Genomic DNA, 16192 nt, shown 5'->3' on the forward strand with positions numbered 1-16192 from the left:
ACTCAATGCAGCCAGCCGTACCCGGCCCCGTACCCGAGCCCGTGCCGGATCGCATTCCGGACCGGATACGGATCATCACACCCCCCTCCGACGCGCCCATCGTCCCCCTGACGCGGAAGAATGGGTTCATGAGTCAGCAGCCTGCCGAGGCATCGGTCCAGCACCCGCAGCCGTCCGTCGGTTCCATAGCCGCCCACCGGCCCCACACCGTGGCGGCCACGGTGTCCGATCTGGAACCCGATCTCGACGCGGATCTCGACGCGTACGAGGAGGAGCACCACGGCAACGGCGCAGAGCTGCCCGCGAACCGTTTCCTGGACCGGGAGCGCAGCTGGCTCGCCTTCAACGAGCGCGTCCTGGAGCTGGCCGAGGACCCGGCGACCCCGCTGCTGGAGCGGGCGAACTTCCTCGCCATCTTCGCCTCCAACCTGGACGAGTTCTTCATGGTCCGGGTCGCCGGGCTGAAGCGGCGCATCGCCACCGGCGTCGCCACCCGCTCCGCCTCCGGCCTCCAGCCGCGCGAGGTGCTGGACCTGATCTGGACCCGCTCGCGCGAGCTGATGGCCCGGCACGCGGCCTGCTTCCAGCAGGACGTGTCCCCGGCGCTGGCCGAGGAGGGCATCCACCTCATCCGCTGGCCCGATCTGACCGAGAAGGAGCAGGCCGGTCTCTTCACCCTGTTCCGGCAGCGGATCTTCCCGGTCCTGACACCGCTGGCGGTGGACCCGGCACACCCCTTCCCCTATATCTCCGGCCTCTCCCTCAATCTGGCCGTCGTGGTGCGCAACCCGGTCAGCGGGCACCGCCACTTCGCCCGGGTCAAGGTCCCGCCGCTGCTCAACCGCTTCCTGGAGGCGTCCCCGCAGCGGTATGTGCCGCTGGAGGACGTGATAGCGGCCCATCTGGAGGAGCTGTTCCCGGGCATGGAGGTGCTGGCGCACCATATGTTCCGGGTCACCCGCAACGAGGACCTCGAAGTCGAGGAGGACGACGCCGAGAACCTGCTCCAGGCCCTGGAGAAGGAGCTGATGCGGCGTCGCTTCGGGCCGCCGGTACGGCTGGAGGTCGAGGAGTCCATCGACCCGTACGTCCTCGACCTGCTGGTCCGCGAACTGAAGATCACCGACGCCGAGGTGTACCCGCTGCCCGGACCGCTCGACCTGACCGGTCTGTTCGGGATCGCCTCGCTGGACCGGCCCGAGCTGAAGTACGCCAAGTTCATCGCGGGCACCCACCGCGATCTGGCCGAGGTCGAATCGGCGTCGGCACCCGACATCTTCATGGCGCTGCGGGAGCGGGACGTCCTGCTGCACCACCCGTACGACAGCTTCTCCACCTCCGTCCAGGCCTTCCTGGAGCAGGCCGCGGCCGACCCGGACGTGCTGGCCATCAAGCAGACGCTGTACCGCACCTCCGGCGACTCGCCGATAGTGGACGCGCTGATCGACGCGGCCGAGTCCGGCAAGCAGGTACTCGTCCTGGTCGAGATCAAAGCCCGGTTCGACGAGCAGGCGAACATCAAGTGGGCGCGGAAGCTGGAGGAGGCGGGCTGCCATGTCGTCTACGGCCTCGTCGGGCTGAAGACCCACTGCAAGCTGTCGCTGGTGGTGCGCCAGGAGGGCGAGATCCTCCGCCGCTACTCGCACGTCGGCACCGGCAACTACCACCCCAAGACCGCCCGGCTCTACGAGGACCTCGGCCTGCTGACCGCCGACCCGCAGGTCGGCGCGGACCTCTCCGACCTCTTCAACCGGCTCTCCGGCTACTCGCGCCGGGAGACCTACCGCAGGCTGCTGGTCGCCCCGAAGTCGCTCCGCGACGGGCTGGTTTCGCGGATCAACAAGGAGGCCGCGCACCACCGGGCCGGCCGGCCCGCCTATGTGCGCATCAAGGTGAACTCGCTGGTCGACGAGGCCATCATCGACGCCTGCTACCGGGCGGCGATGGCGGGCGTACCGGTCGACATCTGGGTCCGCGGCATCTGCGCGGTCCGGCCCGGGGTCCCCGGGCTCTCGGAGAACATCCGGGTCCGCTCCGTACTCGGCCGCTTCCTGGAGCACTCCCGGGTCTTCGCCTTCGGCAACGGCGGCGAGCCCGAAGTGTGGTTCGGCAGCGCCGACATGATGCACCGCAACCTCGACCGCCGGATCGAGGCGCTGGTCCGGGTCACCGACCCGGCGCACCGCGCCGCCCTCACCCGGCTCCTGGAGACGGGCATGTCCGACACCATCTCCTCCTGGCACCTGGGCCCGGACGGCTCCTGGACCCGGCACGCTACGGACGCCGACGGCCAGCCGCTGCGGAATGTGCAGGAGATGCTCATCGACGCGCGGAGGCGCCGGCGTGCACAATCCTGATCCGACAGCGACCGCCCCGCCCCCGCGCCGTCCCCTGCCGGGGGCGGCGCCGGACCCGGCCGCGGAGGCCGGGCTCCTCGCACCGGCGGAACGGCCCGCGCCGTCCCGCGCGGACGCCCTCACCGGCGCGGCGGCCCCGCACCCCGCCCCGGAGACCGCGACCGTGGTCCTGCCCCACCCGGCGACCACCCCGGAATCGGTTCCGGAAACGGTCCCGGCGGGGGACACGGCGGGGGACACGGCCACGGGCGTCGTCCCGGGCGCGGCCCCGACCGGAGCGGGCCCCGGGGACACCGCGGGCGCCTTGGGCACCACAGGCACCGCAGGCACCGCAGGCACCGGGGATACGGCCCCGGCGGACGCCGATGCCGTACTCGCCGGGTATCTGCACGCGCACGCCGCGGACTTCCTGCGCAGTCTGAAGCTGCACGGCGAGAGCGGCGCGGACACGGCCGCCGCCGACCGTGCCGCCCGGGCCCTGCGCCGGGCGGCCCGCCGGATCGGCGGCACACTGCACACCTACCGGCCGCTGCTGGACCCGGTCTGGGCGGACGGACTCCGTACCGAACTGGACTGGCTCTCCACCACCCTGGCGCAGGAGCACGCCTGCACCTCCCGGCTCAGCCTGCTCCTCGAAGCCCTCGCCCGGCTGTCGGGCGCGGTCCCCGCCGCCGTACCGGCCCGGCCCGCCGGGGCCGCGGGCGGCGCGCTGACCGCGGGGGCCGTGCGGGCCGGTGCGCTGCTGGAGCGGCAGCTCACCCTCGCCAGGACCCGGGCCCACTCCGCCGCGCTCGGGGCCCTCGGCTCGGCCCGGTTCCATGCGCTCGCGGATACCGTCGCACTCCTCGCCTCCGAGCTGCCGCCGCGGCCGCCCGCCCGCTCCTCTTTCCTCCCCGCCCCCGCGCCCGCCCCGGCCCTCGCCGACGAGGTCCTGATGCCCGTCGCCGCGGGCGCCGAACGGCGCCTGCTGGAGGCGGCCGCGGCCCTCCCGCTGGGCCGCGCCGGCCATCCGTACAACGCCGATGCCCTGGTCCACGGGCTCGGCCCGGCCGCCGGCGAGGAGGCCCAGGACGCCCCCTGGCACCGGGTCCGCAGACTGCTGCGGCTGCACCGCTACGCCCTGGAGGTGCTGGAGCCGCTGCGGCCCGGCGCCACCCCGCCCGCCCTCACCCGTGCGGGCCTGCTGCTCGACCGGCACCGGGACGCCGCCGAGGCCGCCGAGGCCGCGGCCGCCGCCGCCCGCACCCCCCGGATCGCCCCGGCCACCGCCTATGCCCTGGGCATCCTCCACGCCGACCAGCGCCATGAGGTCGAGGCCGCGCGCTTCGCCTTCCAGGAGGTCTGGCCCGGCTCCCTCGCGGTCCGGACCCGTACACCGTGAACACCGGGCACCCCGGGCATGCCGGGAGCAGCGGGAACACCGGGCCTGCCGAGAGCACCGGGCCTGCCGGGCACAGCGGGCCGCCCGCGGCCGCCGATTCCACCCCCGTACTGGCCGCGGGCTGCGTCCTGTGGCGCCCGGCCCCCGGCAGCAACAGCAACGGCGACGGCGACGGGCTGGAGATCTGTCTCGTACACCGCCCGAAGTACGACGACTGGTCGCATCCGAAGGGCAAGCTGAAACGCGCCGAAGAGGCGTACGCGGGCGCGGTCCGGGAGACCCGGGAGGAGACCGGGATGGAGTGCGCGCCGGGGGCGCCCCTGCCGACGGTCCGCTATCTCGTCGACGGGCGCCCCAAGGAGGTCCGCTACTGGGCCGCCGAGGCCACCGGGGGCGCCTTCGTCCCCAACGACGAGGTGGACGAGGTGGTCTGGCTGCCGCCCGCCGCCGCGATGGCCCGGCTCAGCCAGGAGAGGGACCGGGAACTGGTCACGGCGCTGCTGGCCGTCCTGCGCGGCTGACGCGGCCCGCCACCGCGGAAACACCGCACGGCAGGCGCCCGCGGCGGCCCGCGACACGCCCCGGCGGCAGGGGCGAGAACACGCCCGGGTGGCCCGAACGCATGCCACTCGTACGGGTAACGCCTCCCACGGCGCCGCCGTTCGCGCGCTAGGTTGCGCACGGTGAGGCGACCGGCGGTCACCGTCCGTCGCCACCGCCCGACCCCGTACGCCGTCCTCCCAGGGAGCCCGCCGCGCCCGCCGCCCCGCCGACCACCGCCCCGCGCCCGGACCGCGCCGCGCCGAAGGCCCCGCCCCCGGCCGGGCGCCCGCCCCGGGCCGCTGCCACCCAGCCGCCCGGCACGGTTCACCTGCCGTTCACCCACCCCCTCGGGTCACTTCACCTGTTCTGCCTAATTTCGGCAGTACGTGGTGACCGGCACCCGGCCGGCTCCCCCCACCCCCGACCCACGCCGTCCGGCGTCCCGGCATCCGCCGGCTGCCCGGCGGCTTCTGGAAGGAACACCCGAAAGTGAAGCTTCAGCGCAAGAACGGGCTTCGCGCCACCGCATTCGGCGCCCTCGCAGTCACCGGGGCCCTGGTCCTCACGGCGTGTGGTTCGGACGACAACACGGGCGGCAGCGGCAACGCGAGCAAGACCGGCGCCACGTCGAACATCTCGTGCGAAGGCGCCAAGGGGAAGCTCCTGGCATCGGGTTCCAGCGCGCAGAAGAACGCCATGGACCTGTGGGTCAAGAACTACATGGCCGCCTGCTCGGGCGTGGAGATCAACTACAAGTCGTCCTCCTCGGGCGAGGGCATCGTCGCCTTCAACCAGGGCACGGTCGGCTTCGCGGGCTCCGACTCCGCGCTGAAGCCCGAAGAGGTCGCCGAGTCGAAGAAGATCTGCAAGAGCGGCCAGGGCATCAACCTGCCGATGGTCGGCGGCCCGATCGCGATCGGCTACAACCTCCCCGGGGTCGACGATCTGACGCTGGACGCCGCGACCATCGCCAAGATCTTCAACGACAAGATCACCAAGTGGAACGACCCGGCGATCGTCAAGCTGAACGAGGGCAAGTCCCTGCCGGACAAGGACATCCAGGCCTTCCACCGCTCCGAGGACTCCGGCACCACCCAGAACCTCGGCAAGTACCTGGGCGCCACCGCCAAGGCCGACTGGCCCTACGAGGCCGAGAAGAAGTGGCCCGCCCCCGGCGGCCAGGCCGCCTCCGGCTCCTCCGGTGTCGCCGCCCAGGTCAAGCAGGTCGACGGCGCGATCGGCTACTTCGAGCTGTCGTACGCCACCTCCCAGTCCATCCCCACCGTCTCCATCGCCACCGGTGCCGCCGCCCCGGTGAAGGCCACCTCGGAGAACGCCTCCAAGGCCATCGCCGCCGCCAAGGTCAAGGGCACCGGCAAGGACCTGGCGCTGGAGCTGGACTACGCCACCAAGGCCGAGGGCGCCTACCCGGTCGTCCTGGTGACCTACGAGGTCGTCTGCGACAGCGGCAACAAGAGCGACACCCTCAGCACGGTCAAGTCCTTCCTGACCTACACGGCGAGCGAGGAGGGCCAGAAGGTCCTCTCGGACGCCGGCTACGCCCCGATCCCGGCCGAGATCAACGCCAAGGTCCGCGAGACGGTCGCCGGCCTGAACTGACGCCGGCGACGCCACGGCGGCCCGCACCGGGCGGACCCCGGCGGACGGTTCCCGTCCGCCCCGCCCGGTCGGCGCCGCCCCGCCGGGCCCGCCCGGTGGGCCCGTGACCCCGCGCCCCGCGGCCCCGCCCCCGGTCCGGCCCGGAACCCCTGTTTCGTCCCGTATCCGTCCGCCCATCCGGTGCACCGCCGCCAGGGGAGCCACCTCTCCCCCACACAGACCGGAAAGACCATGGTTTCCACGACACCCATAGAACCGATGGACTCCCCGCCCCCCGGCGCCGCCGGGGCGGTCACCGGCGCCCTCGCCGGCCGGAGCGCCGCCACCGGCCGCGCGGGCGACAAGGTGTTCCTCGCCCTGTCCCGCGGCTCCGGCATCCTCCTGCTGGTGCTGATGGCGTCGATCGCCGTCTTCCTCACCTACCGCGCGGCGATCGCGCTGGCGGAGAACGAGGGGAACTTCCTCACCACCTTCGACTGGAACCCGGCGGGCAACCCGCCGGTCTTCGGCATCGCGGTGCTGCTCTTCGGCACGGTCGTCAGCTCGGTCATCGCGATGGCCATCGCCGTCCCGGTCGCCGTCGGCATCGCGCTCTTCATCTCGCACTACGCGCCGCGGAAGCTGGCCGGGCCGATCGCGTACATCGTCGATCTGCTGGCCGCCGTGCCGTCGATCATCTACGGCATCTGGGGCGCGCTCTTCCTGGTCCCGTATCTGGAGGGCCTCAACCTCTGGCTGGACCAGTTCTTCGCCTGGACGTACGTCTTCGAGAAGACCGAGGTCGGCGTCGCCCGCTCGCTGTTCACCGTGGGCATCCTGCTGGCGATCATGATCCTGCCGATCGTGACCAGCGTCAGCCGGGAGGTCTTCCTCCAGGTCCCCAAGGCCCACGAGGAGGCCGCGCTCGCCCTGGGCGCCACCCGCTGGGAGGTGATCCGGATGTCGGTGCTGCCGTTCGGCCGCTCCGGAGTGATCTCGGCGTCGATGCTGGGCCTGGGCCGGGCGCTGGGCGAGACGATGGCCGTGGCGACCGTACTGTCGCCGAGCTTCCTGATCTCGGGCCATCTGCTCAACCCGGGCGGCGGCACCTTCGCGCAGAACATCGCGGCCAAGTTCGACGAGGCCAACGAGCTGGGCCGGGACGCGCTGATCGCCTCCGGTCTGGTGCTGTTCGTCCTCACCCTGCTGGTGAACGGCGGCGCCCGCATGATCATCGCCCGCCGCAAGGAGTACTCGGGGGCCAACGCATGAGCCAGACAGCGACCAAGGACAGCACCCCCGCGCCCGCCCCGGCGGTCACCGCGAGCCGGCTCACCGGCCGTTCCCTGCCCCGCTGGGCACCCGCCGGGTTCGCCGCCGCGGGCATCGCCCTGGGCTGCGGCCTGGGCGCCGCGGCCGGCTTGCACAGCAGGATCCAGTGGGCCCTGCTGTCGGCCGTCTTCTTCATGGCGATCTCGTACGCCGTCACCTCGGCCGTCGAGAACCGCCGCCAGGCCCGCGACAAGCTGGCCACCAGCATCGTGTGGGTCTGCTTCGTCCTCGCCGTGATCCCGCTGTTCTCCCTGATCTGGGTGACCGTCAGCCGGGGCGTCAAGGTCCTCGACGGCTACTTCCTGACCCACTCGATGGCCGGGGTCCCCGGCTTCGAGCCGGGCGGCGGTGTCTACCACGCCATCGTCGGCACCCTCCAGCAGGTCGGCCTCGCCGCCCTGATCTCGGTACCGGTCGGCCTGCTGACCGCGATCTACCTGGTCGAGTACGGCCGGGGCGCGCTCGCCAAGGCGGTGACGTTCTTCGTCGACGTCATGACCGGCATCCCGTCGATCGTGGCCGGCCTCTTCCTGCTCTCCATCATGCTGATGTTCGAGCTGAAGCCGTCCGGGCTGATGGGCGCGCTGGCACTGGCGATCCTGATGCTCCCGGTCGTGGTCCGCTCCACGGAGGAGATGCTCAAGCTCGTACCGAACGAGCTGCGCGAGGCGGCCCTGGCGCTGGGCGTGCCGAAGTGGCGCACGATCCTGAAGGTCGTCGTCCCGACCGCGCTCGGCGGTATCACCACCGGTGTGATGCTCGCCGTCGCCCGGATCGCCGGCGAGACCGCGCCGATCATGCTGCTGGTCTTCGGCAGCCAGCTCATCAACACCAATCCGTTCGAAGGCGCCCAGTCCTCGCTCCCCTTCTACATCTGGGAGCAGTACCGGGTCGGCAGCGAGGCGTCGTACGACCGCGCCTGGGCCGCCGCCCTGGTCCTGATCGCCTTCGTCATGCTCCTCAACCTGGTGGCCCGCGGCATCGCCCGCTGGAAGGCCCCGAAGACCGGCCGCTGACCGCGGCGACTGGGAAGTGATCTGAACTCATGGCCAAGCGAATCGACGTCAGCGGACTGACCGCCTACTACGGGACCCACAAGGCGATCGAGGACATCTCGATGACCGTGGAACCCCGCTCGGTGACGGCCTTCATCGGCCCCTCCGGCTGCGGCAAGTCCACCTTCCTCCGCACCCTCAACCGGATGCACGAGGTCACCCCGGGCGGCCGGGTCGAGGGCAAGGTGATGCTGGACGACGAGAACCTGTACGGGTCCACCGTCGACCCCGTCGCCGTCCGCCGTACGGTCGGGATGGTCTTCCAGCGTCCCAACCCCTTCCCCACCATGTCGATCTTCGACAATGTGGCGGCGGGCCTGCGGCTCAACGGCTCGTACAAGAAGAACGAACTGAGCGACGTGGTCGAGAAGTCGCTGCGCGGCGCCAACCTCTGGAACGAGGTCAAGGACCGGCTGAACAAGCCCGGCTCGGGCCTCTCCGGCGGTCAGCAGCAGCGGCTGTGCATCGCCCGGGCGATCGCCGTGGCACCGGACGTCCTGCTGATGGACGAGCCCTGCTCGGCGCTCGACCCGATCTCCACCCTGGCCATCGAGGATCTGATCGGTGAGCTGAAGGAGCGTTTCACCATTGTGATCGTCACCCACAACATGCAGCAGGCGGCCCGGGTCTCGGACCGTACCGCCTTCTTCAACCTGGCGGCCGTGGGCCAGCCCGGGAAGCTCGTGGAGATCGACGACACCGAGCGGATCTTCTCCAATCCGTCCGTCCAGGCGACCGAGGACTACATCTCCGGCCGCTTCGGCTGAGCCGCCCCCTCACCGCCGTACGGCGCGGCGCGCTTCCGCGCGCCGCGCCGTGACCGAGCCGTCCTGCGGTGCTGCCTGGCGGTGCCACCGCACGACGAAGGGCCCGCCCCTCCACTTCCCGGGGGCGGGCCCGCACGTTTTCCCGTGGGGGCGGGGGGACGTCGCTCCGGGCGGGCCCGGTACGTCCCGGCCCCGTACAGCAGTCCCGGTCCACTGCCGGACGGGCGCCGCGCAGGCCCGTACAGAGCCCCGCCGCAGCGGGCCGGGGCGCGGCCAGGTCCGGGGCTCCGTCAGCGGCTGCTGCCGCTTCTCCCGGCCCCGGGCACGGTCCGGAGGTCCGGGGCGGTGCGGGTCCCGGGCCCCCGGCCGGTCAGCCGAAGGCCAGCCAGATGACGCCGTAGCCCGCCGCGGCGACCGCCGCGGCCGCGGGCATGGTGATGAACCAGCCGAGGACGATGTTCTTTGCGACGCCCCAGCGGACCGCGTTGACCCGCTTCGTCGCCCCCACCCCCATGATCGCCGAGGTGATGACATGGGTGGTGGAGATCGGCGCGTGGAAGAGGAACGCGGAGCCGAACATGATCGAGGCGCCGGTGGTCTCGGCCGCGAAGCCCTGCGGCGGGTCCAGTTCGATGATCTTGCGCCCGAGGGTCCGCATGATGCGCCAGCCGCCCGCGTACGTCCCGAGCGAGAGCATCACGGCACAGGCGATCCGGACCCAGACCGGAATCTCGTCGCCGGACTGCTGCACATCCGCGATTACCAGGGCCATCACCACGATGCCCATCGTCTTCTGGGCGTCCTGGAGGCCGTGGCCCAGCGCCATCGCCGCCGCGGAGACGGTCTGAGCGATCCGGAAGCCGCGGCGCGCCTTGTTGGGGTTGGCCCGGCGGAAGATCCACATGATGGCGACCATCACCAGATAGCCCGCGATCAGCCCGACGAACGGGGAGACGAACATCGGGATGATGATCTTCTCCAGGACCCCGGACCAGATGACCTCGGTACCGCCCGCCAGCGCCGCGCCGACCATGCCGCCGAAGAGGGCGTGCGAGGAGGACGAGGGCAGGCCGAAGTACCAGGTGACCAGGTTCCAGACGATGGCGCCGAGCAGGGCGGCGAAGAGGATGCCCATGCCCTTGCCGCCGGCCGGCGGGGTCTCGATGATGCCCTCGCTGACCGTCTTGGCGACGCTCTGGCCGAGGAAGGCGCCCGCGAGGTTCATCAGGGCGGCCATCACCAGCGCGACCCGCGGGGTGAGGGCCCGGGTGGAGACGGAGGTCGCGATGGCGTTCGCGGAGTCGTGGAAACCGTTGGTGTAGGTGAATCCGAGCGCGACACCGATGGTCACGATCAGCGCGAAGGTGTCCACGAAGGTTCAGGACTCCTTGACCGCGATGGTCTCCACGGTGTTGGCGACGTGTTCGAAGGCGTCCGCCGCCTCCTCCAGGACATCGACGATCTGCTTGAGCTTGAGCACCTCGATGGCGTCGTACTTGCCGTTGAAGAGGGTGGCCAGCAGCTTCCGGTGGATCTGGTCGGCCTGGTTCTCCAGCCGGTTGACCTCGATCCAGTACTCGGTGAGGTTCTCCAGGGTCCGCAGATGCGGCATCGCCTCGGCGGTCAGCTCCGCCGCCCTGGCCAGCACCTCGATCTGCTGCTCGACGCCCTTGGGCAGCTCTTCGACCTGATAGAGGACGACGAGGTCGACGGCCTCCTCCATGAAGTCCATGATGTCGTCGAGGGAGGAGGCCAGGGCATAGATGTCCTGCCGGTCGAACGGTGTGATGAACGAGGAGTTGAGCTGGTGGAAGATGGCATGGGTGGCGTCGTCACCCGCGTGCTCCGCGGCCCGCATCCGCTCCGCGATCTCGCTCCGCGAAGAAGCGTCGGCCCCGAGCAGTTCCATCAGGAGCTTGGAGCCCGTGACGATGTTGTCCGCGGAGGCCGCGAACATGTCGTAGAAGCTCGTCTCCCTGGGGGTCAGACGAAATCGCACGTGGGGTCCCTGGGGTGCTTTGGATTCGGACAGGCTGATGCTAGGCGCATTCATCCGGCCACGGCCAACCGGTGTTCCTCAGTGTCGCCGATGGGTGCCCCGATCAGCATGGGCCCGTTGCCGGAAGGTTTTGCGACCATGGCGGCGGCATCCGTCCGGGGCTTGCCCGGCGTCCTTTCCGGTGGGGCCGGGCGACTTCCGCCCGCGATCGGGCCCCAGCCGGTATCATATACCCATGAGGGGTATACGAACCCCGATCTGAACGACGTATCAGTACACAGCAGTACACGCGGCTTCACTCCGCGTATCCACGACAACGGGAGGACCCGATGACGACCACCGAGGCGGCCGGCCCCCCGGTCACCGCGCCCTCCGACGCCACGGCCCCGGTCACCGACCACGACCACGGCATCCACGGCTACCACAAGCAGAAGGACGAGCACCTCAAGCGCCTGCGCCGGATCGAGGGCCAGATCCGCGGCCTGCAGCGGATGGTCGACGAGGACGTCTACTGCATCGACATACTCACGCAGGTCTCCGCGTCGACGAAGGCGCTCCAGTCCTTCGCGCTCCAGCTGCTGGAGGAGCACCTGCGGCACTGCGTCGCCGACGCGGCCGTCAAGGGCGGAGCCGAGGTCGACGCCAAGGTGGAGGAAGCGACGAAGGCGATCGCCCGGATGATGCGCACCTGATCCGGGGCTACCGGGGCGGGAACGAACCGATGGGCAGGAGCGTGTGGCGTTCCTGCCCATCGGTGTGTCTCGCGCCGTTACTCCCGCGGCGCGCCGAGCGCGCCGCCGTGCCGGCCGGCTCCGCGGGTGCTGAGCCGTCCCGGACACTGCCGGTGTGTTCCGTGTACCGATCCGTGCCGACCGGGTCCCCGGCCGCGCAGCCCCATTACTGCCCGGCCGGCCGGTCCGCCGTCAGTCCTGCCGCGCGAGCGCCGAGCGCTCCGCCGCGACCTTCAGCACCTCGTCGATACGGGCCGGGCTCAGCCGCTCCCCGTCCGCGGCGGACGCCGCGATGATCAACTCGCCACACAGTTCGATCTCGGCGAGGGCCACGTGGTCCTGGACCAACGTCGTACTGGGCGGAGCCACGTGCGTTCACCTCTTCCTCCGGTGTCGACTTCCTAGCGTAGGGAGTGCTCCACGGACCGCGCATGGCACGTCCGGACCATTTAGCTCCTGATCCTTCCGGAGTAAATGCTGCCCGGATCGGGCAGCCGCACCGTCACCGGCGTCCCGAAACCGAAGAGCACCGTAGTAGAGGTGACGGCGACGCTCGCGGTTCCATTGCTGAAGCTGAAACGGTGCCGCACCTTGCGCAGCCTGCCCGCCTCGTCCACATAGGCGTCGAACGGCACGGTCGTCGTGGTGAACCCTTTCGCCGCCGCCGCCAGCGCCCCGCGGGCGTGCGGTCGCGCGCGCCGGGCGGCGTAGGCGATATCGGCGGTCCCCCGGAAGTGGCGGACCGTCGTGCCCGCGAAGCGCTCCCGCCCGACCAGCTCCGCCTTCCGCACCCCGCGCAGCAGTTCGGCGGCGGCCAGCGGGTCCGTCGCCCCGCCGGTGACCAGATTGCCGTCCGCCAGCGTGGTCGTGTCGATCCGGACCCACTTGTCGGCGGGCACGCCCGCGCCGCGGTTCTTCATATAGAGCGCGCCCGGGGTGAGCAGCTCGGTGACCGGACGGTGCTCTTCCGCTCCGGCCGGGTCCCGTGGCAGCACCACCGTCAGCCGTGCCATGCGGTGCCGGAAGTCGTAGCCGCCCTCGCCCTGGATGGTGACCCGGGTGCCACCGGTCGCCGTCTCCATCGAGGTCCGCGCCAGGGCACTGCCCGTGCCGAGCAGCCCGTCCGCGGCGGCGGCGAGCACCGGATGCCCGGCCCCGGGCCGTTCGTCGGCCACGGCCCGTACCTGGGGACCGGCTCCGCCGCCGGAACAGCCGGTGACCGCGACCGCCCCGAAGACGACGGAGACGACGGCGGCCGCCCCGCTCCTGTGTCCGTGCCGCTGCACCACCATGCGCTGCCCACCCCCAACACCGGACCCGCCGTCCGGTCACGAGAGACCTCCACCCGCCCCGTTCAACGACCGCCGGGGCCCGCCGACACGGCCCGCGCGGGCGGGCGGGGGCGCCCCGGGAGCACATGTACTCCCCCTCCACAAGCCGGGTGCAAGCCCCCGGGCGCCGGAGCACGGCCCGGGACGGCCGGGGCCCGCCCGTCAGCGCGTGCGCCGCCCGAGCCGGGCGCGTACCGCCGGACCACACCACCCCGAGCGAGCCCCGGCCCGCCCCGGCCCTCCACGTCACCGCCGGACCGCACGGCACCAGCACCGCCGGACCACACCATCCCGCCACGCCGGACCGCGCTCCCGGGCCCGGGCCCGGCCGGGTCCCGGCCGTATCCCGCGGGCACCCGCCCCAGTACGGTGGGAACGTGCCCCCGCATGCCCCCACGGACGACGGTCCCGCGCCCGCCCCGGCGCACCACCCCCACACCACGGTCACCGCCGAACGCGGCTCCTTCGCCCTGGCCCGCTGCAGCTGCGGCTGGTCGGGACCGGCGCGGCGGTCGCGCGACCGCGCCCGTACGGACGCCGCCTCCCACGCGGCGGCGGCCGGTCCGGGAGCCGGGGCCGGAATCGGGGCCGACGGCAGTTGAGAGGACCGGGCGCCGGGTACGTATTCCCGTACCGCGTCCGCATCCCGTACACGTCCGCGCACCCGGCTCCACGGCGGCGGCCACGGCCGGAGCAGGACCGGCGCCGGAAGCGACAGCAGCACCCACACCGGCACCGGCATCAGGACCGGCATCAGCACCGACCACGGCCGGGAGGCCCCCTTTGGAACGGCGCGCGCTCCTCGGCTCACTGGCCGCCGCCCTGACGACGGCCGCGGCGACCGCCTGCTCCCCCGGGCGCGGCGCGGGAGCCGGCCCCTCCGTACCGGCACAGCGGTCCCCGGGCCCGTCCACGGCACCCGCCGGGTCCCCCACGGCCCCGGCACACGGCGGCCGGCCCACTCCCGCCGGTGCCTGGCGGTCCCTCGGCGGCGGACTCGACGGCAAACTGGTCCTCCCCGGCGACGCCGACTACGCCACCGCCCGGCAGCTCTACAACACCCGCTTCGACGGGCTGCGTCCGGCGGCCGTCGCCTATGCGGAGGGGCCGGAGGACATCCGGGAGTGCCTGCGGTTCGCCCGCGCCCACCGGATACCCGTCGCCGTCCGCAACGGCGGCCACTCCTACGGCGGCTGGTCCTCCGGCGACGGCCGTCTGATCATCGACGTCTCGCCGCTGGACTCCGTCGTCCCGGACGGCCGGGACGCCGCCGAGGTCGGCGCGGGCGCCCGGATCATCGGTCTCTACCGCGGACTCGACCGGGTGGGCCGGACCGTCCCGGCCGGTTCCTGCGCCTCCGTCGGCGTCACCGGGCTCACCCTCGGCGGCGGCCATGGCGTCACCTCCCGGGCATACGGACTGACCTGCGACAACCTCCTCGGCGCAACAATCGTCACCGCCGACGGCCGGGTGCGGGAGGTGAGCGCCGCACGGGAGCCCGGGCTGTTCTGGGCACTGCGGGGCGCGGGCGGCGGCAACTTCGGCGTCGTCACGGCGCTCCGGTTCCGTACGCATCCCGCGCCCGAGGTGATCGTCGGCTATCTGACCTGGCCGTGGTCGCGGGCCGCGGCCGTGCTGACGGCCTGGCAGCGGTGGGCGCCCGCCCTGCCGGACGAGATCTGGTCCGGCTGCCGGCTGGTCGGCGGCCCCGGCGGCGAGCCGTCCCTCTCGGTCGCGGCGCTCTCACTGGGCACGGAAGGCGACCTGCGCAACGCCGTCGACCGGCTCGCCGACCTCGCGGGCTCCTCCGCGGCCTCCGTCTCGCTGCGCCCGCGCGCCCATCTGGACGCCATGCTCGGCTACGCGGGCTGCGGCGGCCTGGGCGAGGAGCAGTGCGCGCTGCCGGGCGCCCTGCCGGGGCGCAGCCGGGCGGGGGTGCTGCCGCGGGAGACCTACGCGTCGGCGTCCGGTTTCTTCGACCGGGAGCTGCCCGCGGCGGGGGTACGGGCCCTGCTCGACGCGGCCGAGGGCTTCACCCGGCGGCCCGCGGGCCGCGCGGAGGGGGCGATCCTGCTCACCGCGCTCGGGGGCGCGGTCAACCGGGTCGCCCCGCTGGCGACGGCGTTCGTCCACCGCCGCTCCCGGATGCTGGCCCAGTACACGGCGGCCTGGGCACCGGGGACCGCGGGCCGGTCCGAACGCGCCTGGCTGCGCGGGACGCACGCGGCGATGCGGCCGTGGGCGTCGGGGGCCGCCTACCAGAACTACGCCGACCCGGAGCTGCGGGACTGGCGCCGCGCCTACTACGGCCCGGCGGCCCCCCGCCTGAGCCGCCTGAAGTCGCAGTACGACCCGGACCGGCTCTTCGCCTTCCCTCAGGCGCTCTGAGGGGGCGCCGGGGCTCGCGGCCCGGGAGCCGCCGGGCGCGGGGCCGGTCCGGTCCGGTCCCCCCAACGGGGGCCGCCGGATGGCCGAACCGGGCCGGGGCGGGTGAGCTGGGGGAGGACGGGTGTACGGGGCCGATGCCCCCGGCGCCGTACTCCCGCACCGCTCGCCGGCGCACTCGCGGCCGACGCACCCCGGAACGTTCGGAACCACCCGGAGGCAGAAACCTCCGGGACACGGAGAGGAACCCCATGCCCGGTTTCCCGGCCACCGCGGGCCGAATAGCCTCGGTCACCGCCCTCACGGCACTCGCCGTCCTTCTGCCCCCGGCCGCGGCGAGCGCCCTGCCGGCCGGCTCCGTACCGTCCGGACCGGCCCTGGCGGGCAAACCGGAGGGCCCGGTCGAGAGCGCGCTCTCCGTCGGCGCGACGGGGATCGTCGCGGCGGCGGGAACGATCTACATAGTCCGGCGGCACGAACGCCGGCAGCGCCGCCGCCGCTGACCGGAGGGCCCGGCCGGGCTCGCGCCCCCGCGCGGCTGCGGTCCGCTCGAACCGGTCGCGGGCATCGCCTCGTACGAATCGCGCACCCCGGCGGCCGGGCTCCCGCTCGACGAGGGGCCGCGGCCCCTCGAAGCGCCTGCGGGAAGGCAACCGGCACGGCCCGGGCGAACGAGCCGGAGGCCCTCCGGCTCCCGCGGCACGCACCGTGA

At 72.8% G+C, this 16192-nt stretch carries 15 protein-coding genes; 11 read left to right on the plus strand and 4 right to left on the minus strand.

The features are described from left to right. Positions 1-128: 128 nt before the first annotated feature. The 7 genes from ACWDR0_RS11505 (at position 129) to pstB (ending at position 9034) form a co-directional block, all read left to right on the plus strand. A complete protein-coding gene (locus tag ACWDR0_RS11505; protein WP_456351441.1) occupies positions 129-2357 on the plus strand; it encodes an RNA degradosome polyphosphate kinase in 2229 nt (742 codons plus the stop codon). A 304-nt stretch (positions 2358-2661) separates the two neighbouring features. Next, on the plus strand, positions 2662-3738 hold the full coding sequence (locus tag ACWDR0_RS11510) for a CHAD domain-containing protein (RefSeq protein WP_456351465.1): 1077 nt from the start codon (positions 2662-2664) through the stop codon (positions 3736-3738). A 110-nt stretch (positions 3739-3848) separates the two neighbouring features. Beyond that, a complete protein-coding gene (locus tag ACWDR0_RS11515) occupies positions 3849-4259 on the plus strand; it encodes an NUDIX hydrolase (RefSeq protein WP_456351466.1) in 411 nt (136 codons plus the stop codon). 511 nt (positions 4260-4770) lie between these two features. Beyond that, complete coding sequence (gene pstS / locus ACWDR0_RS11520; RefSeq protein ID WP_456351442.1) at positions 4771-5901, plus strand: phosphate ABC transporter substrate-binding protein PstS; 1131 nt, start codon at positions 4771-4773, stop codon at positions 5899-5901. Between the two features lie 231 nt (positions 5902-6132). Continuing rightward, positions 6133-7152, plus strand: a complete 1020-nt coding sequence (gene pstC / locus ACWDR0_RS11525; RefSeq protein ID WP_456351443.1) for a phosphate ABC transporter permease subunit PstC — start codon at positions 6133-6135, stop codon at positions 7150-7152. Beyond that, positions 7149-8228 carry a phosphate ABC transporter permease PstA gene (gene pstA, locus ACWDR0_RS11530; protein ID WP_456351444.1) on the plus strand — a complete coding sequence of 360 codons (1080 nt, stop codon included), beginning with the start codon at positions 7149-7151 and terminating at the stop codon, positions 8226-8228. The genes pstC and pstA overlap by 4 nt, the downstream gene beginning before the upstream one ends. 29 nt (positions 8229-8257) lie before the next feature. Continuing rightward, positions 8258-9034 carry a phosphate ABC transporter ATP-binding protein PstB gene (gene pstB, locus ACWDR0_RS11535; protein WP_456351445.1) on the plus strand — a complete coding sequence of 259 codons (777 nt, stop codon included), beginning with the start codon at positions 8258-8260 and terminating at the stop codon, positions 9032-9034. 370 nt (positions 9035-9404) lie between these two features. On the opposite strand, the gene ACWDR0_RS11540 is transcribed toward pstB, so the two are convergent. Then, the gene (locus tag ACWDR0_RS11540; protein WP_456351446.1) at positions 9405-10406 is read right to left on the minus strand and encodes an anion permease; all 1002 of its coding nucleotides are present in this window, start codon (positions 10404-10406) and stop codon (positions 9405-9407) included. Positions 10407-10412: 6 nt separating this feature from the next. After that, positions 10413-11033, minus strand: coding sequence for a DUF47 domain-containing protein (locus ACWDR0_RS11545; protein ID WP_456351447.1), 621 nt, complete (start codon positions 11031-11033; stop codon positions 10413-10415). A 329-nt stretch (positions 11034-11362) separates the two neighbouring features. Between ACWDR0_RS11545 and ACWDR0_RS11550 the strand changes: the two genes are divergently transcribed. Next, positions 11363-11725 carry a metal-sensitive transcriptional regulator gene (locus ACWDR0_RS11550; protein WP_456351448.1) on the plus strand — a complete coding sequence of 121 codons (363 nt, stop codon included), beginning with the start codon at positions 11363-11365 and terminating at the stop codon, positions 11723-11725. Between the two features lie 231 nt (positions 11726-11956). On the opposite strand, the gene ACWDR0_RS11555 is transcribed toward ACWDR0_RS11550, so the two are convergent. Continuing rightward, a complete protein-coding gene (locus ACWDR0_RS11555) occupies positions 11957-12133 on the minus strand; it encodes a hypothetical protein (protein ID WP_358823217.1) in 177 nt (58 codons plus the stop codon). An 80-nt stretch (positions 12134-12213) separates the two neighbouring features. Continuing rightward, on the minus strand, positions 12214-13056 hold the full coding sequence (locus tag ACWDR0_RS11560; protein WP_456351449.1) for a hypothetical protein: 843 nt from the start codon (positions 13054-13056) through the stop codon (positions 12214-12216). A 416-nt stretch (positions 13057-13472) separates the two neighbouring features. Here ACWDR0_RS11560 and ACWDR0_RS11565 point away from each other — a divergent pair, with 416 nt between their 5' ends. The 3 genes from ACWDR0_RS11565 (at position 13473) to ACWDR0_RS11575 (ending at position 15983) form a co-directional block, all read left to right on the plus strand. Continuing rightward, positions 13473-13697, plus strand: coding sequence for a hypothetical protein (locus ACWDR0_RS11565; RefSeq protein ID WP_456351450.1), 225 nt, complete (start codon positions 13473-13475; stop codon positions 13695-13697). A 181-nt stretch (positions 13698-13878) separates the two neighbouring features. Next, on the plus strand, positions 13879-15483 hold the full coding sequence (locus ACWDR0_RS11570) for an FAD-binding oxidoreductase (RefSeq protein WP_456351451.1): 1605 nt from the start codon (positions 13879-13881) through the stop codon (positions 15481-15483). A 248-nt stretch (positions 15484-15731) separates the two neighbouring features. Next, positions 15732-15983: a hypothetical protein gene (locus tag ACWDR0_RS11575; RefSeq protein ID WP_456351452.1), complete on the plus strand. Its 252-nt coding sequence runs from the start codon at positions 15732-15734 to the stop codon at positions 15981-15983. The last annotated feature ends 209 nt before the right edge of the window (positions 15984-16192 follow it).

The organism is Streptomyces sp. NPDC003691 (assembly GCF_053981115.1).

Coding starts and splice junctions, on each gene's coding strand:
- pstA (WP_456351444.1), top strand. CDS start 7,149: ATGAGCCAGACAGCGACCAAGGACAGCACCCCCGCGCCCGCCCCGGCG.
- ACWDR0_RS11505 (WP_456351441.1), top strand. CDS start 129: ATGAGTCAGCAGCCTGCCGAGGCATCGGTCCAGCACCCGCAGCCGTCC.
- pstB (WP_456351445.1), top strand. CDS start 8,258: ATGGCCAAGCGAATCGACGTCAGCGGACTGACCGCCTACTACGGGACC.
- pstC (WP_456351443.1), top strand. CDS start 6,133: ATGGTTTCCACGACACCCATAGAACCGATGGACTCCCCGCCCCCCGGC.
- ACWDR0_RS11560 (WP_456351449.1), bottom strand. CDS start 13,056: ATGGTGGTGCAGCGGCACGGACACAGGAGCGGGGCGGCCGCCGTCGTC.
- ACWDR0_RS11550 (WP_456351448.1), top strand. CDS start 11,363: ATGACGACCACCGAGGCGGCCGGCCCCCCGGTCACCGCGCCCTCCGAC.
- ACWDR0_RS11575 (WP_456351452.1), top strand. CDS start 15,732: ATGCCCGGTTTCCCGGCCACCGCGGGCCGAATAGCCTCGGTCACCGCC.